Annotated in this window: 20 protein-coding genes; 12 read left to right on the top strand and 8 right to left on the bottom strand. The window is 66.8% G+C overall.

All coding sequences use genetic code 11. The features are described from left to right. Positions 1-17 precede the first annotated feature (17 nt). Positions 18-1,460 (bottom strand): M81 family metallopeptidase, encoded by a 1,443-nt coding sequence (locus tag NGK62_RS17285; RefSeq protein WP_251879339.1) that lies wholly within the window; start codon positions 1,458-1,460, stop codon positions 18-20. A gap of 450 nt (positions 1,461-1,910) precedes the next feature. Here NGK62_RS17285 and NGK62_RS17280 point away from each other — a divergent pair, with 450 nt between their 5' ends. Genes NGK62_RS17280 through NGK62_RS17250 form a run of 7 tightly spaced genes read left to right on the top strand, consistent with a single transcriptional unit; the run spans position 1,911 to position 10,347 of the window. Beyond that, a complete protein-coding gene (locus NGK62_RS17280) occupies positions 1,911-3,350 on the top strand; it encodes a M81 family metallopeptidase (RefSeq protein WP_251879608.1) in 1,440 nt (479 codons plus the stop codon). A 57-nt stretch (positions 3,351-3,407) separates the two neighbouring features. Beyond that, positions 3,408-4,991 carry an ABC transporter substrate-binding protein gene (locus NGK62_RS17275; RefSeq protein ID WP_059371473.1) on the top strand — a complete coding sequence of 528 codons (1,584 nt, stop codon included), beginning with the start codon at positions 3,408-3,410 and terminating at the stop codon, positions 4,989-4,991. A 34-nt stretch (positions 4,992-5,025) separates the two neighbouring features. Then, positions 5,026-5,961 carry an ABC transporter permease gene (locus tag NGK62_RS17270; RefSeq protein ID WP_251879337.1) on the top strand — a complete coding sequence of 312 codons (936 nt, stop codon included), beginning with the start codon at positions 5,026-5,028 and terminating at the stop codon, positions 5,959-5,961. A gap of 19 nt (positions 5,962-5,980) precedes the next feature. Then, positions 5,981-6,874: an ABC transporter permease gene (locus NGK62_RS17265; protein ID WP_059371471.1), complete on the top strand. Its 894-nt coding sequence runs from the start codon at positions 5,981-5,983 to the stop codon at positions 6,872-6,874. 16 nt (positions 6,875-6,890) lie between these two features. After that, positions 6,891-7,961, top strand: a complete 1,071-nt coding sequence (locus NGK62_RS17260; protein ID WP_059371470.1) for an ABC transporter ATP-binding protein — start codon at positions 6,891-6,893, stop codon at positions 7,959-7,961. Beyond that, positions 7,958-8,965, top strand: a complete 1,008-nt coding sequence (locus NGK62_RS17255; RefSeq protein ID WP_251879335.1) for an ABC transporter ATP-binding protein — start codon at positions 7,958-7,960, stop codon at positions 8,963-8,965. Before NGK62_RS17260 ends, NGK62_RS17255 begins: the two co-directional genes overlap by 4 nt. Then, the gene (locus NGK62_RS17250; RefSeq protein WP_251879333.1) at positions 8,962-10,347 is read left to right on the top strand and encodes an amidase; all 1,386 of its coding nucleotides are present in this window, start codon (positions 8,962-8,964) and stop codon (positions 10,345-10,347) included. The genes NGK62_RS17255 and NGK62_RS17250 overlap by 4 nt, the downstream gene beginning before the upstream one ends. 31 nt (positions 10,348-10,378) lie before the next feature. On the opposite strand, the gene NGK62_RS17245 is transcribed toward NGK62_RS17250, so the two are convergent. Further along, the gene (locus NGK62_RS17245) at positions 10,379-11,254 is read right to left on the bottom strand and encodes a LysR substrate-binding domain-containing protein (RefSeq protein ID WP_251879331.1); all 876 of its coding nucleotides are present in this window, start codon (positions 11,252-11,254) and stop codon (positions 10,379-10,381) included. 119 nt (positions 11,255-11,373) lie between these two features. Between NGK62_RS17245 and NGK62_RS17240 the strand changes: the two genes are divergently transcribed. The 3 genes from NGK62_RS17240 (at position 11,374) to NGK62_RS17230 (ending at position 14,324) form a co-directional block, all read left to right on the top strand. After that, positions 11,374-11,997 carry a glutathione S-transferase family protein gene (locus tag NGK62_RS17240; RefSeq protein ID WP_059371506.1) on the top strand — a complete coding sequence of 208 codons (624 nt, stop codon included), beginning with the start codon at positions 11,374-11,376 and terminating at the stop codon, positions 11,995-11,997. A gap of 98 nt (positions 11,998-12,095) precedes the next feature. Further along, positions 12,096-13,055: an LLM class oxidoreductase gene (locus NGK62_RS17235; protein ID WP_251879606.1), complete on the top strand. Its 960-nt coding sequence runs from the start codon at positions 12,096-12,098 to the stop codon at positions 13,053-13,055. Positions 13,056-13,106: 51 nt separating this feature from the next. Beyond that, the gene (locus NGK62_RS17230) at positions 13,107-14,324 is read left to right on the top strand and encodes a hypothetical protein (RefSeq protein WP_251879329.1); all 1,218 of its coding nucleotides are present in this window, start codon (positions 13,107-13,109) and stop codon (positions 14,322-14,324) included. A 12-nt stretch (positions 14,325-14,336) separates the two neighbouring features. Here the strand turns inward: NGK62_RS17230 and NGK62_RS17225 are convergent, their stop codons facing one another. From NGK62_RS17225 to NGK62_RS17205, 5 genes are all read right to left on the bottom strand, one after another. After that, on the bottom strand, positions 14,337-15,557 hold the full coding sequence (locus tag NGK62_RS17225; RefSeq protein ID WP_251879327.1) for a hypothetical protein: 1,221 nt from the start codon (positions 15,555-15,557) through the stop codon (positions 14,337-14,339). Positions 15,558-15,682: 125 nt separating this feature from the next. Then, positions 15,683-16,660, bottom strand: a complete 978-nt coding sequence (locus NGK62_RS17220; RefSeq protein WP_118931305.1) for a Bug family tripartite tricarboxylate transporter substrate binding protein — start codon at positions 16,658-16,660, stop codon at positions 15,683-15,685. 18 nt (positions 16,661-16,678) lie between these two features. Then, positions 16,679-18,304: a GMC family oxidoreductase gene (locus tag NGK62_RS17215; RefSeq protein ID WP_251879325.1), complete on the bottom strand. Its 1,626-nt coding sequence runs from the start codon at positions 18,302-18,304 to the stop codon at positions 16,679-16,681. Then, positions 18,301-18,906, bottom strand: coding sequence for a thiamine pyrophosphate-dependent enzyme (locus tag NGK62_RS17210; protein ID WP_165867752.1), 606 nt, complete (start codon positions 18,904-18,906; stop codon positions 18,301-18,303). The genes NGK62_RS17215 and NGK62_RS17210 overlap by 4 nt, the downstream gene beginning before the upstream one ends. A 2-nt stretch (positions 18,907-18,908) precedes the next feature. Next, the gene (locus NGK62_RS17205) at positions 18,909-19,427 is read right to left on the bottom strand and encodes a thiamine pyrophosphate-binding protein (RefSeq protein WP_191295103.1); all 519 of its coding nucleotides are present in this window, start codon (positions 19,425-19,427) and stop codon (positions 18,909-18,911) included. A 113-nt stretch (positions 19,428-19,540) separates the two neighbouring features. Between NGK62_RS17205 and NGK62_RS17200 the strand changes: the two genes are divergently transcribed. Both NGK62_RS17200 and NGK62_RS17195 read left to right on the top strand, forming a co-directional pair. After that, positions 19,541-20,503, top strand: coding sequence for a LysR family transcriptional regulator (locus NGK62_RS17200; protein WP_118931308.1), 963 nt, complete (start codon positions 19,541-19,543; stop codon positions 20,501-20,503). A 137-nt stretch (positions 20,504-20,640) separates the two neighbouring features. Continuing rightward, positions 20,641-21,300: a glutathione S-transferase family protein gene (locus tag NGK62_RS17195; RefSeq protein WP_118931309.1), complete on the top strand. Its 660-nt coding sequence runs from the start codon at positions 20,641-20,643 to the stop codon at positions 21,298-21,300. 19 nt (positions 21,301-21,319) lie between these two features. Here NGK62_RS17195 and NGK62_RS17190 read toward each other — a convergent pair whose 3' ends face one another. Further along, positions 21,320-22,066 carry a citryl-CoA lyase gene (locus NGK62_RS17190; protein ID WP_054451836.1) on the bottom strand — a complete coding sequence of 249 codons (747 nt, stop codon included), beginning with the start codon at positions 22,064-22,066 and terminating at the stop codon, positions 21,320-21,322. Between the last annotated feature and the right edge of the window lie 7 nt (positions 22,067-22,073).

The following is a 22,073-nucleotide window of genomic DNA, read 5'->3' as shown; positions in this document are numbered from 1 at the left end:
GAGCTGGTCTCAAGCCGCTACGCGATCGGCCACTTCGGCAGCCTGGCCTTGCGGTACGGCAGGCTGCGCCAGTCCGGGCTGGCGGAACCGGGCGCGGCCACATACAGCACCGCCTTGGCCAGCGGCGCGTACTTGGCGTGGAAGTGATGCGCGGACTTCACCACGATCAGGCGCTGCGCCGTCAGGTCGCAGCCCAGTTGGGTAAAGAGGTCCGTGTGATAGGCCTGGGTGCGCAGCGAGACCAGGGCGACCAGGATGCCGTCCACGTCGACCAGCGCGCAATCGCCCAGGGCGATGCGGGTGTTGGAGTTGCCCGTCATGGTCATGTCCGCATGCGTGGCCACGACCCGGCAGCGCGCGTCCACGGGACTGCCGGACAAGGGGCCAACCTTGCCGCCGATACGCAGGTCCAGCTCCGCGCCAGGGCCGGCGTCGAAGGCGATGCGGGCGGCAACCGGATCCCACAGAGGGCCGATGGCGGCATTGCGTATGCCCCGTTCGCGCATCCTGGCCAGCAGATAGGTAGAGTCGCCGGCCGCGCCGCTGCCAGGATTGTCCGAACGGTCCGCGAGCACGATGGGACCGCCGCCGAAGGCCAGCTCTTCGTCCAGCTCCTGGTCCACGCTGCGGTAGGGCACCATCAACTGTTCGCGCATCGCGATGAGTTCGTCGGCCAATTGGCGCGCCAGCATTCGTGCGCGGGCGGCATCGCCATCGGCGTAGACCAGCACCTTGGTGCCCATTTCCGGCACGTCGCCGGTGGCGAAGCCTTGCGCCGCCGAGATCGACAGGATGCCGTCGCGGCCTTCCAGCGCCTTGATGCGGCTGACGAAGCCCTGCGCCGGTTCGCGGGTGGTGTGCATGGGCACGATCATGTCGCAATCGACCAGCGCGGCCACCGGCCGCGTGCGGCCGGCCTGCGCGTCCAGGCACAAGGCCAGCAGGTCTTCGGCGCGCTCCAGCACATCGGTATGGGGATACTCCTTGAACAAGACCAGCACAGTGGCCTGCTCCACCATCAGCGGCGTGAGATGCGCGTGCGGGTCCAGTTCGGCGCCCACCACCACATCGGGGCCGACGATCTCGCGCACGCGGCGCAGGATGTCGCCCTCGCAGTCGTCGTAGCCGTCGGCCACCATGGCGCCGTGCAGGCCCAGCAGCACCATGTCCACCGGCAGCGCCGCGCGCAGGTCGGCCAGCAACTCGTCGCGCAAGGTTTCGTAGGCCGCGCGCGTGGTGGTGCCGCCCGGCTGGGCCGAAGCGACCAGCCCTTCGACCAGCGTCCAGCCGCCCGCGCTTGCGCCCTGGCGCGCGGCCCACAGCGGCCCGGCGTAGAACGTCATGTGGTCGGGATGCGTGCCGCCGGGCAGGTATTCGCGCGACTTGAAGGCCGACAGACCGGTAGGCAGGGGCGAGAACGTATTGGTTTCGGTGGCGAGGGCGCCGGTGAATATGCGCATGGGCGACTCCAGGGCGCGGCGCGCCGCTAGCGGTTTGAAGGCGACAGGCCTTGCGGCATGTCCGCCGGCCAGGAACAGCTGCAAATTCTGAGCGCCGCCTGCCCGGCCCACAAATTCCAAATCATGAACTGTCCATAACCTTTCATATGCGCCCGGAAAGGCTTTCGGCCGGCCTATCGTTTTCCCTTAAAAGCAGCCGATCTGCGCGCTTTTCGCCGCGATTTTCCCCGAAAAACCGCACACCATAACCTTGGGTTATCCATGGGAACACGTTAGCTATTTGTGCCGCGCTGGTGTGCCGCCGATCATCCGCGATACGGAACGCAGTGCCCCCCTTTTGGTGTGGCGGCAATGACGGACATCCGATCCATACAAGGGGAAAACTATGTCGTCGACCTGGACCGCCGCGCGCGCCGCGGCGCATGCGTCAGCCTGTCCGGAGGCCCGGCCATGAAGATCTTCAGCGCCGGCCTGGGCACGGAAACCAACACCTTCGCGCCCATGCCCACCAGCCTCGCCTCCTTCCAGGACCGCGACTACTACCCGGCGGGCACGCATCCGGACACGGTGACCTTCGCAGGCGCGCCGCTATACGTGGCGCGCCAACGCGGCCGCGAAGCCGGGTGGACGCTGGCCGAAGGCCTGGTCACTTCCGCGCAGCCGGGCGGCACCACCACCCGCGCCGCCTACGAGACGCTGCGCGACCAGATCCTGGCCGACCTGCGCGCGGCGCTGCCGGTGGACATGGTGCTGCTGGGCCTGCACGGCGCCATGGTGGCCGACGGCTACGACGACTGCGAGGGCGACATCCTGCGCCGCGTGCGCGAGATCGTCGGCCCCGATGTGGTGGTGGGCGCCGAACTGGATCCCCATGCGCACCTGAGTCCGTTGATGGTGGAACAGGCCACGGTGCTGGTGCTGTTCAAGGAATATCCCCACACCGATATCCGTGAACGCGCGGAAGACCTGCTGGCCTTGTGCCTGGATGCGCAAGCCGGCCGCACACGGCCCGTCGCGGCGTTGATCGACTGCGAAATGATCGTGCCCATGCACACCACGCGCGAACCCGCCCAGGGGTTCGTCAGCCGCATCAAGGCGCTGGAAGGCCGCGACGGCATCCTGTCGATCTCGGCGGCGCAAGGCTTCGCCACCGGCGACGTGCCGGAAATGGGCACCAAGGTGCTGGTCTATGCCGACGGCGATGCCGCTCGTGCGCAAACACTGGCGCGCCGTCTGGCCGACGAGCTCATCGGCATGCGCGAACAGTTGATGGTGCCCTACCGCAGCGTGGACCAGGCGCTGGATGAAGCCCTGGCCTTCGGCGACGGTCCGGTGGTGCTGGCCGACCGGCCCGACAACCCCGGCAGCGGCGCCCCTGGCGACGCCACCTTTGTGCTGAGCCGCATGCTGGAACGCGGCGTGACGAACGCGGCGCTGGGCCCCATGTGGGATCCGGTGTCGGCGCGCATCGCCTTCGACGCCGGCCCCGGCGCGGTGCTGGACCTGCGCATCGGCGGCAAGGTCGGCCCGCTGTCCGGCGATCCGCTGGACCTGCGCTGCACGGTCAAGGCGATCCAGGCCGACATGATCATGACGGGCCTGTCCGGCGCGCCGGCAGCCATGGGCGACTGCGCGCTGGTCGAGACCCACGGCATCGAGATCGTGCTGACCTCGCTGCGCAACCAGGCCATCAACATGGACCTGCTCACGCAGCTGGGCTGCGATCTTTCTTCCAAGAAGATCGTGGTGGTCAAGTCCGCCCAGCACTTCCATGCCTCGTTCTCGAAAGTCGCGCGCCACATCATCTATGTCGGCGGCAAAGGCGTCGCCACGCCCGACTGGAAAACGCTCACGTACCGCAATATCCGGCTGCCCAAGTGGCCGCTCTAAGAACCTGCCGGCGCGTGGACGCCGGCGCATCCACCAACAAGATGGGAGCCTAGCGCGATGAAAAAACGCCTGCTTTGCCTGTTCTCGACGGCCACCCTCGGCCTGGCCTTCACCCTGGGCGCCGCACCGGCGCACGCGCAGCAGGCCAAGACCCTGCGCATCGTGCCGCACGCCGACCTGAAGGTGCTGGATCCGACCTTCACCACCGCCTACATCACGCGCAACTTCGGCTACATGGTGTACGACACGCTGTTCGCGATGGATTCGCACAGCAAGCCGCAGCCGCAGATGGTCGAGAAGTATTCGGCCAGCGACGACAAGAAGACCTGGACCTTCACGCTGCTGCCCGGCCTGAAGTTCAGCGACGGCCAGGCCCTGACCACCGCCGACGTGATCGCGTCGCTGCAGCGCTGGTCCGCGCGCGACAACATCGGCCAGGCCATCACGCGCGCCGGCGGCAAGTGGGAAGCCGTGGACGCCAGCACCTTCAAGCTGACCCTGGACCAGCCGTTCGACCTGGTGCTGGAAGGCCTGGCGAAGGTGTCCAGCTATCCCGCCTTCATCCTGCCCCAGCGCCTGGCCTCGCAGCCGGCCGACCGGCCGCTGACCGAGGTCGTGGGCTCCGGCCCCTACGTCTTCAAGCGCGCCGAATGGGTGCCAGGCAGCAAGATCGTGTTCGAGCAGAATCCGAACTACGTCGGCCCCAAGGCCCAGGCCGACGGCCTGGCCGGCAACAAGACCCCGAAAATTCCGCGCGTGGAATGGCGCGTGCTGCCCGACTCCAACAGCGCCACGGCCGCGCTGACCAACGGCGAAGTCGACATGATCGAACAGGCGCCGGCGGACTACATCGACGCCTTGCGCGGCAACAAGAACGTCAAGATCGGCGTGATGGAGCGCGCCCAGGGCTACATCATCCTGAACCAGTCCATGCCGCCGTTCAACAACGAGAAGGCGCGCCAGGCCGTGGCCCATCTGGTGGACCAGGACAAGTTCACCGCCGCCATGGGTTATCCCGACGACCTGCGCATGAAGTACTGCGCCACGGTCTTCATCTGCGGCGGCCCCAACGACACCGCCGCCGGCGCGGCGCCCTACGCCAAGCCCGATCCCGCGTTGGCCAAGAAGCTGCTGGCCGAGGCCGGATACAAGGGCGAGAAGGTCGCGATCCTGCTGCCCACCGACCTGGCCTACCTGAACTCCGCCACGCTGGTCGCCATCCAGGCGCTGCAGGACATCGGCGTCAACCTCGACATCCAGTCCATGGACTGGGCCACGCTGACCGCCCGCCGCGCCCGCAAGGAACCCATCGACAAGGGCGGCTGGAACATCTTCCTGTCGGCCGCGTCCGAGTTCAACGTCGACTCGCCCATCAGCAACACCTACCTGGGCGCGGTGTGCGGCAACAGCCTGCCCGGCTGGCCTTGCGACAAGAAGCTGGACGAACTGCGCGCCCAATGGATCGCGGCCACCAGCTCGGACGAGCGCAAGCGTGTGCTCGACCTGTTCCAGGAACGCGCCTATGAAGCCTTCCCCGCGATCTCGGTGGGCCAGTATTCGCGGGCATTCGCTTCGCACAACAGCCTGAAGAACGCGGAGAAGATCTGGAGCCTGCCGAACCTGTGGGTGCTGGACAAGTAGTCCGCAGCCAGCCTAATCGATACGCGAGACAACCATGGGTTACATCCTCCGGCGAGTGCTGGCCATCGTGCCTGTCATGGCAGTGGTGGCGGTGATCGTCTTCCTGCTGATCCACCTGTCGCCGGGAGACCCGGCGGCGCTCATCGCCGGGGATTTCGCCTCCGCCGACGACATCGCCAAGCTGCGCGTGGCGCTGGGCCTGGACGAGCCGCTGTGGCGGCAGTTCGGGCTGTGGGCGGGCAAACTGCTGCAAGGCGACCTGGGCACGTCCATCTTCACCCACGTGCCCGTGACGCAGCTGCTGGCGCAGCGGGTGGAACCCACGTTGTCCATTGCCGCGCTCACGATGCTGGTCTCCATCATCGTGGCCGTGCCGCTGGGCGTGCTGGCCGCCTACCGCGCCGGCACCTGGATCGACCGCCTGGTCATGCTGTTCGCCGTGCTGGCGTTCTCGGTGCCGGTGTTCCTGGTCGGCTACCTGCTGATCTACGGCTTCGCCATCAAGCTGCAATGGCTGCCGGTGCAGGGCTATGTCAGCCTGTCCGAGGGCGTGGGCCCCTGGCTGCGCAACCTGACCCTGCCCTGCATCAACCTGGCGCTGGTGTACATCGCGCTGATCACCCGCATGACCCGCGCAACCGTGGTGGAAGTGCTGCACGAGGACTACATCCGCACGGCGCGCGCCAAGGGCCTCGCGGTGCTGCCCGTGCTGGAGCACGCGCTGCGCAACGCCGCCATTCCCATCGCGACCACCGTGGGCGTGGGCATCGCGCTGCTGATCGGCGGCGTGGTCGTGACCGAGACGGTCTTCGCCATTCCCGGCATCGGCCGCCTGGTCATCGACGCGGTCCAGCACCACGACTATCCGGTCATCCAGAGCGTGCTGCTGCTATCGGCCGGCACCTACGTGATGATCAATCTGCTGATCGACCTCAGCTACCGGCTGTTCGATCCTCGCATCCGTTACTGAGCCGCCGCAGGAAAGAAACATGTCAGAAAGCTCGATTTCCGCCAGCCCGCCCGTGGTGCTGCACGAGGCGCTCAGCGCCAGCGGGCGCCGCTGGCGCTGGGTACGCAAGCACCCCACCCTGATCCTGGGCCTGGCGCTGCTGCTGATCGTAGCGGGCCTGGCCATCGCCGCGCCCTGGATCGCCACGCACAACCCCATCAGCATCAATCCGCTGCAACGCATGAAGCCGCCGTCGGCCGAGCATTACTTCGGCACCGACGCGCTGGGCCGCGACGTGTTCAGCCGCGTGGTCTGGGGCGGCCGCGTGTCGCTCGTGGTGGCCATCGTGGTGGCGCTGATCGCCACCGCGGTCGGCGTGGTGCTGGGCCTGCTGGCGGGCTTCGTACGCTGGGCCGACGCCATCATCATGCGCATCATGGACGGCATGATGGCCATTCCCGACATCCTGCTGGCCATCGCCCTGATGGCGGTGATCCGCGCCAGCCTGACCACGGTGATCATCGCCATCGCGATCCCGCAGGTGCCGCGCGTGGTGCGTCTGGTGCGTTCGCTCGCGCTGACGCTGCGCGAACAGCTCTACGTCGAAGCCGCCCACGCCGTGGGCACCCGCCTGCCGGTGATCCTGCGCCGCCACGTGCTGCCCAACATGGTCACGCCGCTGGTGGTGCAGGCCACGTTCATCGCCGCCACCGCGGTGCTGACCGAAGCGGTGCTGTCGTTCCTGGGCGTAGGCGTGCCGGCCCAGGTGCCCAGCTGGGGCAACATGATGGCCGACGCCCGCAACTACGTGGCGGTGGCGTTCTACACCATCCTGTACCCGGGCATCCTGCTGGCCATCACCGTGCTGGCGATCAACCTGATGGGCGACGGCCTGCGCGACGCGCTCGACCCCCGCCTGGCCAATCAACGCTAAGACCCGGGAGCACGCCATGGCTATATCCCCCGCCGCCGTCGCCCCGGGCGACGTGCTGCTAGAAGTCGACAACCTGCGCACCTACTTCGACACCGTGTCCGGCACCGTGCGCTCGGTGGACGGCGTGTCCTACCAGGTGCGGGCAGGCCGCACGCTGGGCGTGGTCGGCGAGTCCGGCTGCGGCAAGAGCGTCACCGCGCTGTCCATCCTGCGGCTGATTCCGACGCCGCCCGGGCGCTATGCCGGCGGCCAGATCCGCTACCGCGGCACCGACCTGCTGGGCCTGACCGAAAAGCAGATGCGCCAGATCCGCGGCAACCGGATCTCGATGATCTTCCAGGAGCCGATGACCTCGCTGAACCCGGTGCTGACGGTAGGCCGGCAGATCGCGGAAACGGTGATGCTGCATCAGAAGCTCGGCCGCCGTGAGGCCTACCGCCGCGCCGAGGAAATGCTGCGCCTGGTGCAGATCGCCGAACCCGAACGGCGCGTGCACGAGTACCCCTACCAGCTATCCGGCGGCATGCGGCAGCGCGTGATGATTGCGCTGGCCCTGGCCTGCAATCCCGAAGTGCTGATCGCCGACGAACCGACCACGGCGCTGGACGTGACCATCCAGGCGCAAATCGTGGACCTGCTGCGCAGCCTGCAGCAGAGCCTGGGCATGGGCATCGTGCTGATCACCCACGACCTGGGCGTGGTGGCCGAATGCTGTGACCGCGTGGCGGTGATGTACGCAGGCCGCAAGGTGGAAGAAGCGCCCGTCACCGAACTGTTCGACCGCCCCCTGCATCCGTACACGCGGGCATTGATGGCGTCGATGCCGTCGATGAACGCATCGACACAGCGCCTGGCCGAGATTCCCGGCATGGTGCCCGCGCCCAGCGAACTGGGCAAAGGCTGCAGCTTCGCCCCGCGCTGCGCCTACGCCACCGACCGCTGCCGTGCCGAAGCGCCGCAGCTGCTGGAACATGGCAGCGACCACGTGGTGGCCTGCCATGAAGCGGCGCGCGTCGCCGCGCAACCCGCCCCGCAGGCGGCGGCTTCCGCGACGCCCGGCGCCGCCCTGACTGGAGTCCAAGCATGAGCGCCCGCAACCCGCCCGCCACACCGGCCACGCCCTTGCTGGAAGTACGCGACCTGAAGATGCACTACCCCGGCGCGGGCGGCTGGTTCAAGCCGCGCCGCAAGGTCATCCAGGCCGTGGACGGCGTGTCCTTCTCCGTGGCCAGGGGCGAGACCCTGGCCTTGGTGGGCGAGTCCGGCTGCGGCAAGACCACCACCGGCAAGTCCGTGCTGCGGCTGATCCAGCCTACCTCGGGATCCGTGCGGCTGGAAGGCGAGGAAATCCTGGCGCTGTCGGCCGAGCAGATGCGCAGCCGCCGGCGCGACATGCAGATCATCTTCCAGGATCCGTACGCGTCGCTGAACCCCCGGCTGACGGCAGGCGACATCGTCGGCGAGCCGCTGCAGAACTTCCCGGCCTCGGGCGGCCGGTCGCGCGCCGACGAGATCGCCTGGCTGTTCTCCAAGGTCGGCCTGCGTCCGGAAGCGATGAAGAAGTTTCCCCACGAGTTCTCCGGCGGCCAGCGGCAGCGCCTGGGCATTGCGCGCGCGCTGGCGTTGCGGCCCAAGCTGATCGTGTGCGACGAGCCGGTGTCCGCGCTGGACGTGTCGGTGCAGGCGCAGGTGATCAACCTGCTGATGGACCTGCAGGAAGAGATGGGCATCGCCTACCTGTTCGTGGCGCATGACCTTGCGGTGGTGCGCCACATCAGCCATCGCGTGGCGGTGATGTACCTGGGCCGCATCGTCGAGGTCGCCGACCGCGACACGCTGTTCTCGCGCCCGCTGCACCCCTACACCGAGATCCTGCTGTCGGCCGTCCCGGTTCCCGATCCGCACAAGCCCGCGCAGCGCAAGCTGCTGCAGGGCGATCCGCCCAGCCCCGCGAATCCGCCCAGCGGCTGCCGCTTCCACACGCGCTGCCCGCTGGCGCAGCCAGTGTGCAAGGAGAAGCAGCCGGTCCTGACGCAGCGGCCCGATAGCTCGAACGGCGGGCAGCAATGGGTGGCGTGCCACTTCCGATGAGCGCGCCGCGCCTGCTGGCGGGTCCTCTGCCGGGCAACGACCCGGTCTTTGGCCGCGGCATCGCCGAGTTGCGGGCCGCCATGGCGGCAGGCACGCTCAACGCCGTGGACCTGGTGCGCGCCTACCTGGCGCGCATCGCGGCGCATGACCAGGCGGGGCCAGCGCTCAACGCGGTCATCGTGCTGAACGGCGCGGCGCTGGCCGAGGCCGCCGATCGGGATAGGGAGAGGCTGCGCGGGGCGGCACTGGGGCCGCTGCATGGCATTCCCCTTCTGCTCAAGGACAACATCGATACCGCGGACATGCCCGCCACCGCAGGCTCGCTGGCGCTGGCCGGCCGCCGCCCGCAACGCGACGCCGACGTCGTGCGCAGGCTGCGCGAAGCCGGCGCCGTGATGCTGGGAAAGACCACGCTGCACGAACTGGCTTGCGGCATCACCAACGTTTCTTCACTATCCGGCCGCACGCGCAACGCCTATGACGCCGCGCGCGTGCCAGGCGGATCCAGCGGCGGCAGCGCGGTCGCGGCGGCGTCCAGCTTCGCGGCGGCCGCAATCGGCACCGACACCAGCGGCTCGATCCGCATCCCCGCTGCCTTCAACCAGGTCTGGGGCCTGCGGCCCACGGCCGGGCGCTACAGCAACGCCGGCGTAGTGCCGCTGTCGCCGACGCTGGACACGGTCGGTCCGCTGGCCCGCAGCCTTGCGGATATCTCGGCCCTGTGGTCGGTGTTGGCGGGACAACGCGAAGACGCGCGCGGCGCGGACCGGGCTTGGCGCATAGGCACGCTGGAGGCATTCTTCGGCCCGGCCGACGCGGAACTGGAGGTATCGCGCCACGTCCGCGCGGCGCTCGCCGGCTGGCAAGCCGACGACGCACACGTCCAGCCCGTCGCGCTGGCGCTGGGAGACGCGCGCCTGACGGCCGCCAACGTCACCGGCTACGAATTCCGCGACGCGCTGGCCCTCTGCCTGCGTGATGCGGGTCTGCCCGTGCGCAGCCTGACCGACATCCTGGACGGCGGCTATCCCCACCCGGAAGTCGCGCCGCTGCTGCGCGAGCGCGATGCGCTGCGCGATCCTGATGGCAGCGCGCGCCTCGCGGTGCTGGCCCGCGCCCAGGCGCTGCGCGACGACGTGTTGGCTGCCATGGCGCATGGCCAGTTGGACCTGCTCGCCTATCCCAGCGTGCGTGGCGCGCCGGTGCTGCTGGGCCAAGCCCAGCGCGGCGGCAATGGCCTGCTCGCGGCGGTGACGGGACTGCCGGCCTTGAGCGTACCCATCGGCTTCACGGAAAGCGGCATACCCGTCGGGCTGGAACTGCTGGGCCGCGCGGGCAGCGAGCACCTGCTGTTGCAGGCGGCGCGGCGTTTCGAAGCCTGAAGACTCCTGGCCGCGCAAACGGCCGTAGCGGTCACGCCCCGGCCTCCTCGACGATCCAGTCGATGAAGGCTCGGACTTCCGGACGCCGGACTGCGCCGGGCCTGCTTACGGCGTAGTAGGCGAATCGCGCGGGCCAGGGCTTGTCCAGCGCCTGCACCAGACGTCCGGCCGCGATCTCTTCCTGCGCATGCGCGGCGGGCACCAGCGCAAGTCCCTGGCCTGCTTCCGCCGCGCGGATCAGCAGGAAGTCGTCATCGAACGCATTGCCGCGCTGCGCCCGGGGATCCGGGGCCACGCCATGCGCGCTTAACCACAATGGCCAGTCGGCGCGGTCCGCGTCGTGCAGCAGCGGGTAATCCAGACAGTCTGCCGCTTCGACCAGCGCTGCGGCGTAGCCTGGCGCGGCCACCGGCACCAGCACCGGCGCCATCAGCGGCACCACATCCAGTCCCGGGTAATCGCCCAGTCCGTGGCGCAGGGCGACATCGACGTGGTCGCGCCGCAGATCGACCAGGGCAGGCGTCGCCTCCACCCGGATTTCGATGTGCGGATGCCGTTCCTTGAAGCGCCCCAGGCGGGGAACCAGCCACGATGCCGCGAACGTCGCCACGGTGCTGACGGTCAGGCTTTGCCGCGCCTGCTTCGCGGCCAGCAAGTCCACCGCCTTGTCGATCTGCGCGAATGCCGCGCTAAGCATCGGATACGCCTCGGCGCCCGCCTCCGTCATGCGCATGCCGTGGCGTTCGCGCACCAGCAGGGCGATGCCGAGCCGGTCCTCCAGCAGCCGGATCTGCTGGCTGACGGCGCCGGGCGTGACATGCAAAGCCTGCGCCGCCGCGGTGATGCTGCCGCGCTGGCTTACCTCGACAAAGGTGCGCAGCGCCTGCAGGGGAAGCGTTGCCGTCATTTTAGTTTTCCTAAATTCAAAAGTGAGAAATCATCGCTGTACCCGATCCCGTTCAAGACAGAGAATTTCACTGCCGCCGCGCAACCGCAATATTTAGCCAATCTTAAATGAGCAAGCCCATGCTGAATCTATACACCGATAGTTCTCCCAATGGCTACAAGGCCACCATCGCGCTGGAAGAACTGGAACTGCCCTACCGCCTGCACCATGTGCGCATCGCGCAGGGCGAGCACCGCCAGCCCGACTTTCTGGCCCTGAATCCGCATGGCCGTATTCCGGTATTGACCGACGATGAAACCGGCGTGGCGTTGTTCGAATCGGCGGCCATCCTGCTGTATCTCGCGGAAAAGACCGGGAGGCTGCTGCCCGCGGACACCCGGGGCCGTTGGGAAACCATCAAGTGGCTGCAATTCCATTCCAGCAGCGTCGGTCCCATCATCGGACAGCGCGTCAACTTCGAGGTCTTCGACAAGGCGCGCAACGCCGCCGCGCTTGAACGCTACCAGCGCCTGACCGAGGACGCGCTCGCGGTGCTGGACCGCAGGCTGGCCGATCAGCCCTATCTTGCCGGCGACGCCTACTCCATCGCCGACATCGCGCATTTCGGCTGGAGCCACATCGCGCGGATCATCGATTTCGATTTCAGCCATCACCGGCACCTGAGCGCGTGGCACGAACGCGTGGCTGCGCGGCCCGCGGTCGCCAAAGGTATCACCCTGCCCGCGCCGGCAACGGGCGCTTGAAGGAAACGAGGACAGTCGGAATGGACACCACCCACTCTCTCCACGGCGCGGCGGGCGCGTCATACTTCGCCTTTTCCGCGCACCCCGGCTATCGGCGGATGTTCGCGCCCGAGCGCCTGACGCTGGGCATCTTCCTGCCGCTGCGCTTCTATGAAGGCAGCATGGCGGTCCTTGCGGGGCAAGCCGAACTTGTGCGGCAAATCGACCGGCAGGAGTTTGCCGCCGTCTGGGTGCGCGATGTGCCCTTGTACTCCCCTTCCTTCGGCGATGCAGGCCAGGTCTTCGATCCATTTACCTACCTGGCGTTTCTGGCGGCGCAAACGAAGAAGATCGCCCTGGCGACGGGCAGCGCAATCTTTTCCCTGCGCCACCCCATCGATCTGGCCAAGGCGGCCAGCACCATCGACCAATTGTCGGGCGGCCGGCTGGTGCTGGGAATCGCCTCGGGAGACCGGCCTGCCGAATTTCCCGCTTATGGGCTGCGGCATGACGAACGCGGACCGCGGTTCGCAGAAGCCGTCTCGTACTTCCGCCAGCTGATGCGCCCAGGACATCTGGAGATCGATTCGCCGCTGGGACGCTTCAGCCGCGCGGAGTTCCTGCCCAAGCCGGCCGCGGGCAACATACCGCTGATCGTCACCGGTTCCTCGGGCCAGTCGCTGCGATGGATCGCCGAACATGCCGATGGCTGGCTGACCTATCCTGACGCCACGCATACCCAGATGGGACCGCAACGCCTGGCGGAAAAAATCCGCGCCTGGCGCGCCATGATCCCCGACGGCGGCTTCCGTCCGCACATGACCAATGAATGGCTGGACTTGGTCGACGACCCCGATCATCCGCGTACGCCCTTGCGCAACGGGTTCGTGTTGCGCACAGGCAGAAAGGGTTTGATCGCGTTGCTGGAGGAATGGCGGACGGCCGGCGTCAATCACGCAGCGCTGGGCATCCAGTTCTCGCAACGGCCCGCGGCGGACGTGCTGCAGGAACTGGCGGAAGAAGTGCTGCCGCATTTCCCCACGCATGAAGGGCCTGGAACTCTGCCGGACGCTTGGTAACGCACGCGGGCCGCTACGCTATCCTTGACGGTTTCCACCCCGCATCCCGTTATGGCGCAGCCCTCCGCCCGCATACTCGAAGGAACCATCGATCAGATCCGCCTCGCGGTGCCGCTCGTGCGGCACGATGCGTACCTGCGCGTAGGAACAGAAAGCGTGATCGCCGCCGGGCTGCAGGCGCCGCAGATCAACCAGCTGCAGCGCCTGCATCAGCAGGGCATCCCGGCGCGCCTGGGCGTGATGGACGGCGACGAAGGGCTGGCCGTTTTTTCCTGGGCGGTTCCGGCGCGCGGAGAGCCGGTTCCGCCGCGCTACTACCAGACCCTGAAGCGGCGCGGCTGGCGCGAGGTCGTCATCGGCGGCGCGGTCTGCGCGGCGTTCGCGTGGCTGGCCTGGCTGCTCGGCATCGCCAGCCTGACGCGCGTGTTCCTGATGGTCTTCTCGCTGGTCGTCGCGCTGGTGGCGCTGGTGGTGGCGGGGTCGGCCCTGCACGGCCTCTGGCACAACCGCCGCCACCGCCCGCTGATCCTGGCGAGCGAGGCGCTGTTCGATCCCAAGCAAAGGCCGGCTGCCGGCACGCCTGCGCCGCCGCCCAAGCCGCCGCGCCTGGAGCCGCTATCGACTCAGGACGAGGGCGAGCCGCCCATCGGGCATGTGCGGGGCCATCTCGTCGGCCTCACGCATGAAATGCGCCAGGTCCACAAAGGGCCCAACTATGGCATCTACCGCTACACGGTCAACGGCGTGGACTACGCGATGATTGCCCAGGAAGCGTTCGGCGACGCGCTGCCCTTCCTGGCCGAGGACGACCGCGTCGAATTGGCCGTGCGCGCGGCCCCCGCCCACCCGGACGGCCGGCGCGCCGTTTACGCGCTGCGCAATCTGGAAGACGGCCGCTGCTATATGTGCCACCGCTACTACGGCGGCGAACAAGGCAGGGACACGCCCATCCGCGTCGGCATGAGCCAGCGCGCGCGCATGCTCAAGCTGATAGGCGCGCTGTTGCTGACGGCCTGGCTGTTCGTGGTCGGCCTGCAGTTTTTCGCCGGACCGGACGACGGTTCGTTCCGGGACTTTCCCGAACTGGCTGTCTTCCTGCTGGCGCTCTTCTTCATCGTGTGGCTGGGCTTCGCCCTGCCCCTGCTATGGCTGGACACGCGCTGGCGCATGGGCAGGCCCACGCGGCGGCAGCGGTTCACGCAGCGGATCTACGCCATGCTGGACCTCGGCACGCCCCTTGCGCCCTCGCAACGCGTCGAAGACGTGTAGCGCGCGCAGCCTTCAGTTGCCCAGCAGCTTCACGGTCTGCGGGTTGTAGCCGGAATACGCGCCGCCGCAGCCCGTATAGGCTTGCGCCGCGGCGGGCAGCCCGGTGGCGCGGACGGAAAGTTCGCCGCGCGCGCGGATCTCCCTGTAGCGTTCGGCGGCCACCGTCTCATCGGGCAGGAAGTACAGCCGCACGCGCTGCAGGCCCTTGCCCGGATCCTTGCTGCTCGCGGCGCTGAAGGCCGGCACGTTCACTGTGGCCTCGCGCCAGGTCCCGGGCTCTTCCAGCGTCTGCCAACGCACTCGCAAGGGTTGCTCCAGATCGAGCAATACCGGGCTGCCGCCACGCGCCAGATCGCAAGGCCGCGGCAGCACGCTGCGCGCCGCCTCCGAGCCCATGTCGTAGGCCTGGCCATTGATCTCCACCCGGGCGATAGTCTGCGGCGTCAGGTTCTGCAGGCCGAATATCGCCACCCCGGGCATCCCGGCCGCCTCCATCCGGTCGTCGGTCGTGCCAGCGAAGCGCGCGATGCCCGGCGCCACCTCGACGTGATCGGCATAGTGGTAATAGTGATAAACCACCAGCTCCGCCTCGCCCTGCGAGGACGCCGAGGGCAGCTTGCCCAGATCGGGATACGGCGCGCGTTTCAGCGGCACGGACGCGCCGGGCGTTCCGTCCTGGCTGGAGTACACATAACGATCCACGCCATCCTTCAGGCGCGCGCCCTCGTAGGGAAAAGCCTCGCTGGCCGCCGGCCCCTGGTTCGGATAGCGGCTGAAACGCGAAAACATGGAGTGCGCCGCCGACCCGGACTCCAGGTACGGCGACGCGCCCGAAGACACGCTTCCGCCGCGCCTGTCCGTCCAGATGGTGCGCCCGCTCAGATTGACGTGCGCTTCCTGGATCGCAGGGTGCGACGCCTGGAAGCGGTCCCACTTGCCCTGCTCGATGGAGTCGCTGACGGGCACGATGGCCAGCGCCAGCACGGTGGGCAGGAACATCCACGCGTGGACGCGCCCGGGCACCTGGCCCTTGTCGCGCACCATGTAGACGATCCAGCACAGCGCCAGCACCACGGCCAGCGGTCCGCCGAACAAAACGCCATAGCTCAACAGCGCCTGCGCGCCCCAGCCAAGGTTCGGGGTGGAAACGAACACGACGCCCAGGAATGCCAGCAGTCCCGCCAGCAAGATGGAGACGATGATGCCAAACAGGTAGTGCCGGATTTGCTTCAAGTGCGCAGTCCTCGCCGGTCGCGGCATCGGCGCCATCCCGGTAGGCATGGCAGCCGACGATCTAGTCTGGCGGCAGGATAACGCTAATTCCAGTTCGGTTCTGGATCAGGAAGCGGATTTGCGGGCTAGCGAGGCTTGATGCCCGCCGCGGAAATCTCCTTGCCCCAAACCTCATAGTCGTTCTTGATGCGTTGCTGTAGCTCTGCCGCAGTGGACGACCGTGGCTGCATCCCCATCGATTTCAGGCTCGTCGCGACCGATTCCTGGCCGACCGCTCGCTCCACCGACGCCTGCAGGCGTTCAATGATCGGCGCGGGTACGCCTGCGGGCGCAACCACGCCGTACCAGGAATTAAGGCCGAACGGTATGCCGAGTTCCTGGAACGTCGGAGCATCGGGGAACATGCCGGCCCGTTCGGGAGACGTCACGGCCAGGATCCGGACAGCCCCTGCCTTCGCCTGCGCGGAGGCCAGCGCCCAGCCGCCAAACGTCGCGTCCAGATCGCCGCCCAGCATGCCCATCAGCGCTTCGCTCGATCCCTTGTAGGCGACGTGCTGCATGCTGATGTTGGCGTGCCGCTTCATGATCTCACCGCTGATGTGTCCGGCGCTGCCATCCCCCCAGGAGCCGAAATTCATCGTTCCCGGGTTGGCCCGGGCGCGCTGTACCAGGTCTGCATAGGAAGATATGGGCGACTTCGCGGGAACCATCAGCGCATTGCCGGAAACCGAAATCAGCCCGATCCCTGCAATGTCCTTCAAGGGGTCGAAGAGCTTCTTCACGAGCAGGTGCGGCGACAACGACAAGGCCGCCTGGTACGAAACGCCTATCGTGTAGCCATCCGGCTTGGAATTGGCCAGGGCGGCGATGCCTATCAATCCGCCAGCGCCTGCCTTGTTCTCGACGATGACGGGCTGCCGCAGATCGGCGCTCATCTGCTGGGCGACCAGTCTTGCCAGCGTGTCAGGCTCCCCGCCGGCGGGCGATGGGACGATCAACCTGATCGGCTTCGTGGGATACGCGGCATCGCCTTGCGCCCATGCAGGTAACGCGACGCCGCAAAGTGACGCAAGAACTATCAGTCCTCTGATGTGCTTTTTCATGGCTTGTCTCAAAGATTTTTATGGGTGTACTGCATCTTCCAGAATCATGTCCGCCGCTTTCTCCCCGATGGCGATCGAGGGAGCATTGGTGTTTGCCGACGGCATGGTCGGCATGACCGAGGCATCCGCCACGCGCAGGCAGGAAACGCCCCGCACGCGCAACCGCTCATCCACGACGGATGCGGCATCGGTTCCCATGCGGCAAGAGCCTATGGGGTGATACGAGGTCTGACCCAGCGAGCCGACGTAATCCAGCCAGGCTTCGTCCGAAGTGCAGTCAGGCCCGGGCCTCGTTTCCCGCACGACGAACTCCGACAGCGCCGGCTGCGCGGCCACCTGGCGCGCGAGCCTCAACGCGCCGAGCGTCGCGTGCACATCGTCGGGATGGTCGAGATAGTTGCCATGGATGGCGGGAGCCGCGTCGGGATCTTTCGAAGTAATGTGCACCGAGCCTTGCGACTGCGGCCGCAATGCAAAGGTGCCGATCGAGAATCCGGGAAAGTCGTCGAGCACCAGTTTGCCCGCGGTCCTGGCATCTACGCTGGAAAGATAGTGCAACTGCAGCTTGGCGTCGGGCTGCGCGAGGCTTGGATCGGTACGGACCAAGGCGTGAGCGACGGCGCTCGCGCTGCTCATCAGCCCATCCCCGCAGGCGGCCAGGCGCAGGGCCATCAGCGCTTTGCGCCACGTGCTGGGCACGATCTGATTGAGCGTACGCGCGTTGCGGCATTCGTAGGTCAGCCGCACATGCAGATGATCGCGCAAGCCCTCGCCCACGGCCGGCGCATGATGCCGGACGGATATGCCCAAGCCGGAGAGACGCTGCGAATCGCCTACGCCGGAAAGCTCCAGCAACTGCGGCGATTGCAGGGCGCCCGCCGACAGGATAACTTCCTTGGCGGCCATGACACGGCCGCGCGCTCCGCCCCTGCGGTACTCCACGCCACATGCGCGACTGCCTCCGAACAGAATCTTCTCCGCCGGCGCGTCCGTGATCACCTGCAATGCGCTCCGGCGCGGCAGCGACGCAAGATACGCGTCGCGAGCGCTGACCCGGAGACCTCGCCGGGTGTTCATCTGCAGGTAGCCGACGCCCTCGTAGTGCAAGCCGTTGTAGTCGGCGTTCGCCGGAATTCCAGCCTGCACGCAGGCGGCCACGAACGCATCCATGAGCGGCTGGCGCGGGCCATATTCACTCACGACAACCGGCCCTTGCCGGCCGCGGCTGGCGGAATCTCCCGCCTGAAATCGCTCGACTCGCCGCAAGTAGGCCTTGAAGGACTGGTTGTCCCAGCCAGACAGCCCATACTCATCGCGCCAGCGGTCGTACTCCTGCGGATCGCCATGCACCCAGATCATGCCGTTGACGGTGGACGAGCCGCCTAGCACGCGGCCCCGCGGCCAATAGATCGGACGATCCTTGAGACGGGCTTCAGGTTGCGTGTAGAACTTCCTCACGACACGTTCGTCGCGGATCAGATAAGCAACCCCTGCGGGCACTCTTGTCCAGATGCTGCGCTCGGCCCGGCCTGCCTCGAGCAATACGACGCTGTGCTTGCCCGACCTGGCCAGTCCAGCCGCCACCGCGCAACCCGCCGACCCGCCGCCGATCACGACATAATCCACGATTTCGGGCGAGTTCATTGTGCCGTTCCCAGCGCGCGCATCAACCGCCGCGCTTCCATTCCCATGCGCGCGAAACGCGCATCGCCTTGTTCCGGCTGCGCAAGCTGCGGACCGAATCGCGCCGGAGTCGGTTCAATCTCAAGCTCGATCAGCGCGGGCGCAGGCGCGGCAAGCCATGCGCCTATGCCCGCACGAAACTCGTGGGCCTGCGTGAACCGGGCCGCGCCCGCGTAGCCCGAGGCCAGCGCCGCCGCGCTGAAATCGACACGCCCGTCCCCCGCCACCGCCAGATTCGCGCCGCCATTGAACTGCACGCCATTGGCGAACACGAAATGGTAGAAGTTCGACGGACGCATGCCTGCCACCGTGGCAAGTACGCCCAGCTCCATCAGCAAGCTGGCATCACCGTCAAGAATGATGACTTTGCGCTCCGGAAAGGAAAGCGCCAAGCCCAGCCCAAGTCCGGCCGCGCCTCCCATCAGCGGAACCGATGAAAGGCCGAAGGCATAGTCGGGGGCAATCTGGTCCATGCTGTGCATGGCGGACATGGTGCTGATCACGATAGCGTCGCCCCTGACTTCTTGAATGATCTTGCAAGCGTCTTGCGTCGAAATGCTCATGGCTAGTTCCAGGCGGTGTAGTGGCCGATCAATACTGCTGCAGGTCCCGACCGCGCGGCGCAGGAGTCGATTGCCGTGTCGATGTTCGGCAAATCTTGCGGGCCGTCCAGGCGCCAATGGTCGATACCCATGACGTCCAGGACGGGTTCCACCAGATTGACTACGCGGCGCTGCGACCGGGCTGGGTCGTTTCCCACATTGGCAAACTCCCTGCCGAATTGGCCGATCATCAACAGCATGGGCAAGCCCGCGTCCAGGCCCACGGCCCGCAGGCTGTTCAGGCAATTGAGCAAACCCTGGTTCTGGATCAGCACGGCGACTTTGTGTCCGCCGATATGCAGCCCCCCCGCGACATGGATGGCCTGGTTCTCGTCCGAGCACCGGATGACCTGAAAGCGCGGCGTCCTGTCGATCAGGTCATGGACCGAGAGCTGGACGAAGTCCGGCACGGTCACGATTTTGTGGAAGCCGCGCGCGTCGAGCCGTTCGACGATGGCGGTAGCGGGTATGGAGGCAGGCATGGCGGTCACGGTGTCGTCTCATTTACGCGGTGATCCAAATTCTAGGAATCCGATCAATAATTCACCATTCATATAAATTGATTTATCGATACGAAAAACGGATCGGAAAAATAATGGAAAACGCTGATTCCAACCTGCTCAAACGCCTGAGGATCCGTCACTTGGAATTGCTCGGCCATTTGCGGGAAGTTTCCACGGTGCACGCCGCTGCCGAGCGCATGCATCTGTCCCAGCCAGCCGTGACGCGCATGATCAAGGAGATCGAGGAGGTCTTCGGCGGTCCGCTCTTTGACCGCATGGCGCGCGGCATCGCCGCGAACCACATCGGCGCTGAACTGATGCGCCGTTCGGATGTCTTGATGGCGGGGCTGGGCGCGGCCCAGGAAGAAGCGGCCATCATGAGATCCGGCGGGTCGGGCCTGATCCGGATCGGAACGTTCTCGGGATCCAACATGCTGCCCTCCGGCATCGTGGAACTGCGCCGGCGCCTGCCCAGGCTGGCCGTGCAGATCCGCGAGTTCCAGATCGATCTGTTGATCGCGGAGCTGCTGCGAGGAGAGCTCGACTGCATCGTCGGCGCGCTCGCGCCGGACGAGTTCAACAATGAACGGCTGGACAGGCTGCAGGTCCACCTGCTTGCCAGCGACCGCCTTAGCGTGGTGGCGACCCGTACCCACCCGCTTGCACGCCGCAAGAAAATATCCTGGGCCCGTCTTGCCAACGAAGACTGGATCCTGCCGCCACGCGGATCGCTGCTGCGACGCGCGGTCATAGCGGCCTGCCTGACCGAGGGCGTCACGCCCCCTCAGCCCAGCATCGAATGTCTTTCCACGCTAACGGTGTTGACGTTTCTTCGTTTGGATCCAGGCAGCATCGGACCCATGCGGGAACAACATGCATTGGAGGAAACCAGGCTGAACAAGGACATGGTCATTCTTGACGTAAGGCCAGGCGCCACCATGCCGCCATTGGCGTTGATTACGCGCAGCGGCCCGGAAGCCATGCGTCATCCTGTCAAGGAATTGCTCGATATCCTCAGGGGCCAGTCTTCACCCCCCAAAGGGGCCATCGACTAATCCGCCCGCGACTGGAACACCGTCACTGTGGGCGCTTCGATGGTTGACACAAAAGGTTTGAAGTTACTTGTTGCGGTTGTTTCTCGTCTCGGCGATGCTAGGCATCGTCTGTCGCCATCCCGCCAGGAGACCCCGCCATGCCGCTCGCGCTTTACGGCCATCCGTTCTCTTCCTACACGCAAAAGGTATTGATCGCGCTGTACGAAAACGGCACCCCGTTCGAGTTCCGCTGCATCGGCCCGGACACGCCAGAGCACGCGGCCGAATGGCTGCGCCGCTGGCCCCTGCACAAGTTTCCGCTGCTGGAAGACGGCGGCCGCAACATCGCCGAGACCAGCATCATCATCGAACATCTGCAGCTGGAGCATCCCGGGCCGCAGCGCCTGCTGCCCGCCGATCCCAGGGCGGCGCTGCAGGTGCGCTTCCTGGACCGGTTCTTCGACCTGCACGTCATGAGCTGGACGCAGCATGCGGTAGGCGGCGCGCTATCGGGCGACGAGAGCAAGCGGCGGGAAGCGCTGGCCCTGGCGGTGGAAAAGCTGGAAGTCGCCTATGCATGGCTCGAAACGCATCTGGCCGGCAAGACCTGGGCGGCCGGCGAGGACTTCACCCTGGCGGACTGCGCCGCCGCGCCCTCGCTCTTCTATGGCGACTGGACGCACCGTATCGCCGACGCCTATCCAACGTTGCGCGCCTATCGGGCTCGCCTGCTGGCGCGTCCTTCGTTCGCGCGGGCAGTGGAAGAAGCGCGGCCGTACCGGCCGCTGTTTCCGCTGGGTGCGCCGGACCGGGACTGAATCCGGCCCGGCAGACGCATCACTCGTTGCCGGCGGCCATGTCCCACACTTTCTGGGCGATGGGGTTTTTCTGTTCCTCGATGATGTGCGCCATCAGGCCCACCGAACGGCCTATCATCGTCAAGGCCTTGCCCAACTCTGGCGTCAGGCCCATATCGAGCACGATGGCGCCCTTGGCCCCGGTGGCGTTCAGCGGAATCTTGCGGCCGGACTGGCGCGCCGCGGCGGCGGCCAGCTCCACGGCAAAGCGCGAATAGTTGCCGTAATAGCCGCAGTCCCTGGCGATCTCGAACATCTTTTCACAACGGGGATCGCCATCCACGTGTATCGGATGCCCCACGCCAGGAATCTTGCGCTTGGCCGCCTTGTTGGCCGCGACGCATTCCTCGGCATAGCGGCGCAGTTCCTCGTCCGTGTAGCTGTCCTGCTTGGGCAGGGCGTCGCGCAGAAAGCGCGCGGCGTATTCGATCACGCCCAGGAAGCGGCTGCCGGCGCCCAGCAACCCCGCCGCCAGGGCGCCCTGCATGGCCTCGGGCGCGCCGTGCAGGGTCAGCCGCGCCGACAAGGCGCTGGGCGTGAGGCCGTGGTCGGTTGCGCTCACCAGGAACAGGTTGAGCATGGTCTTGAGCTGGGGCGTGGGAAACTCGCCCAGTAGCTCCAGGGCCAGCACGTCGATGAAATCGCGCTGGAACAGGTCCTGCACCAGGTCATGGCCTCGCACCAGGATGGTATGGGCGTCGCCGCCTCCGATCTTGCTGTCGAACATCTGAAAT

Source organism: Achromobacter sp. Marseille-Q4954 (genome assembly GCF_943737025.1).
Lineage (GTDB): Bacteria > Pseudomonadota > Gammaproteobacteria > Burkholderiales > Burkholderiaceae_B > Achromobacter > Achromobacter bronchisepticus_A.
The sequence above is the reverse complement of the archived record's forward strand: the minus strand, read 5'-3'. Positions and strand labels throughout refer to the sequence as shown.

Excerpts from the sequence above, each read along its gene's own strand:
- NGK62_RS17285 (WP_251879339.1), bottom strand. The coding sequence starts at position 1,460 with ATGCGCATATTCACCGGCGCCCTCGCCACCGAAACCAATACGTTCTCG.
- NGK62_RS17280 (WP_251879608.1), top strand. The coding sequence starts at position 1,911 with ATGAAGATCTTCAGCGCCGGCCTGGGCACGGAAACCAACACCTTCGCG.
- NGK62_RS17275 (WP_059371473.1), top strand. The coding sequence starts at position 3,408 with ATGAAAAAACGCCTGCTTTGCCTGTTCTCGACGGCCACCCTCGGCCTG.
- NGK62_RS17270 (WP_251879337.1), top strand. The coding sequence starts at position 5,026 with ATGGGTTACATCCTCCGGCGAGTGCTGGCCATCGTGCCTGTCATGGCA.
- NGK62_RS17265 (WP_059371471.1), top strand. The coding sequence starts at position 5,981 with ATGTCAGAAAGCTCGATTTCCGCCAGCCCGCCCGTGGTGCTGCACGAG.
- NGK62_RS17260 (WP_059371470.1), top strand. The coding sequence starts at position 6,891 with ATGGCTATATCCCCCGCCGCCGTCGCCCCGGGCGACGTGCTGCTAGAA.
- NGK62_RS17255 (WP_251879335.1), top strand. The coding sequence starts at position 7,958 with ATGAGCGCCCGCAACCCGCCCGCCACACCGGCCACGCCCTTGCTGGAA.
- NGK62_RS17250 (WP_251879333.1), top strand. The coding sequence starts at position 8,962 with ATGAGCGCGCCGCGCCTGCTGGCGGGTCCTCTGCCGGGCAACGACCCG.
- NGK62_RS17245 (WP_251879331.1), bottom strand. The coding sequence starts at position 11,254 with ATGACGGCAACGCTTCCCCTGCAGGCGCTGCGCACCTTTGTCGAGGTA.
- NGK62_RS17240 (WP_059371506.1), top strand. The coding sequence starts at position 11,374 with ATGCTGAATCTATACACCGATAGTTCTCCCAATGGCTACAAGGCCACC.
- NGK62_RS17235 (WP_251879606.1), top strand. The coding sequence starts at position 12,096 with ATGTTCGCGCCCGAGCGCCTGACGCTGGGCATCTTCCTGCCGCTGCGC.
- NGK62_RS17230 (WP_251879329.1), top strand. The coding sequence starts at position 13,107 with ATGGCGCAGCCCTCCGCCCGCATACTCGAAGGAACCATCGATCAGATC.
- NGK62_RS17220 (WP_118931305.1), bottom strand. The coding sequence starts at position 16,660 with ATGAAAAAGCACATCAGAGGACTGATAGTTCTTGCGTCACTTTGCGGC.
- NGK62_RS17215 (WP_251879325.1), bottom strand. The coding sequence starts at position 18,304 with ATGAACTCGCCCGAAATCGTGGATTATGTCGTGATCGGCGGCGGGTCG.
- NGK62_RS17210 (WP_165867752.1), bottom strand. The coding sequence starts at position 18,906 with ATGAGCATTTCGACGCAAGACGCTTGCAAGATCATTCAAGAAGTCAGG.
- NGK62_RS17205 (WP_191295103.1), bottom strand. The coding sequence starts at position 19,427 with ATGCCTGCCTCCATACCCGCTACCGCCATCGTCGAACGGCTCGACGCG.
- NGK62_RS17200 (WP_118931308.1), top strand. The coding sequence starts at position 19,541 with ATGGAAAACGCTGATTCCAACCTGCTCAAACGCCTGAGGATCCGTCAC.
- NGK62_RS17195 (WP_118931309.1), top strand. The coding sequence starts at position 20,641 with ATGCCGCTCGCGCTTTACGGCCATCCGTTCTCTTCCTACACGCAAAAG.
- NGK62_RS17190 (WP_054451836.1), bottom strand. The coding sequence starts at position 22,066 with ATGTTCGACAGCAAGATCGGAGGCGGCGACGCCCATACCATCCTGGTG.